Source organism: Pseudomonas sp. P5_A2_2, from assembly GCF_054177685.1.
Map to the genome: position 1 here is coordinate 1 of NZ_JBGCUL010001344.1, position 1,026 is coordinate 1,026.

The 1,026-nt window shown below is 62.0% G+C and carries 2 protein-coding genes; both read left to right on the forward strand.

The window, feature by feature from the left end; translation table 11 throughout:
- A partial coding sequence (locus ACXRVY_RS31300; protein WP_458239249.1) for a (2Fe-2S)-binding protein occupies positions 1–703 on the forward strand: 703 nt, incomplete at its 5' end.
- Positions 704–713: 10 nt separating this feature from the next.
- A partial coding sequence (locus ACXRVY_RS31305) for an SAM-dependent methyltransferase (RefSeq protein ID WP_458239250.1) occupies positions 714–1,026 on the forward strand: 313 nt, incomplete at its 3' end.

Here is a 1,026-nt window from a genome sequence, read left to right on the forward strand (position 1 = left end):
CAAGGGGGGCGTGAACAGCCTCACCCTGCCCGCCTTCGACCCGTTGTCGAAACAACCGGAACTCAAACACAGCGGCGTGCGCCTGGAACCGGTGCATTTACCTTGGCACCTTTTCGCGCTGATAGAGGGCGATGTCCAACAACACTTTGAGACTCTGCGCCCCCTTTGCGAGGCGTTTTCCTACGTCAGCGTCAGTTTGACCGGCCGTGAGCGCCCTGCGCTGCTGATACGCGCGGCCAGCGCCATGGCGCCAGATCCGCAACTGCTGCGCGATATCGATCAATGCCTGGGGMTAAACGATGGACCGGTCCTGGCCTACGACGATCCACGACGCTCAATCGGTAAGCGGGTGCGGATCGAGAACGGCCGGATCACCGCGATCCGCTTGGCGGGTGAAACCCTCGCCCGGCACTGGCTGCAAAACCTTTGGCTCGAAGGTCGCACCGATGAACAACTACGGCGCTGGCTGCTCGCGCCACTGAGTGCCCCACCGGGCCAGGTTGACGCCGAAGCGACCGGCAACAAAACCCTGTGCAACTGCAAAAACGTCAGCCAAAACGCGGTCTGCGCTGGCATCCGCCGCGGCCTGGACTTGCCGGGTTTGAAACAAGAATTGGGTTGCGGCACGCAATGCGGCTCCTGCGTCCCGGAAATCAAGCGTTTGCTGGCCGCCACCGCGCAGTCGCAAGCCGCCATCTCGTGAGGAAAACACTATGAGCGCAAAAGTCTGGCTGGTGGGTGCAGGTCCCGGTGATCCTGAATTACTGACCCTCAAAGCTGTTCGGGCGTTGAGTGAAGCGGATGTAGTGCTGATCGACGATCTGGTCAACGACGCGGTGCTGGAGCACTGTCCCGGCGCGCGGATAATTCCGGTGGGCAAGCGCGGCGGCTGTCGTTCAACGCCGCAAGCCTTTATCCATCGCCTGATGTTGCGTTATGCCCGTCAGGGCAAATGCGTGGTGCGCCTCAAGGGTGGCGACCCGTGCATCTTCGGGCGTGGCGGTGAAGAAGCGCAGTGGTTGCGTG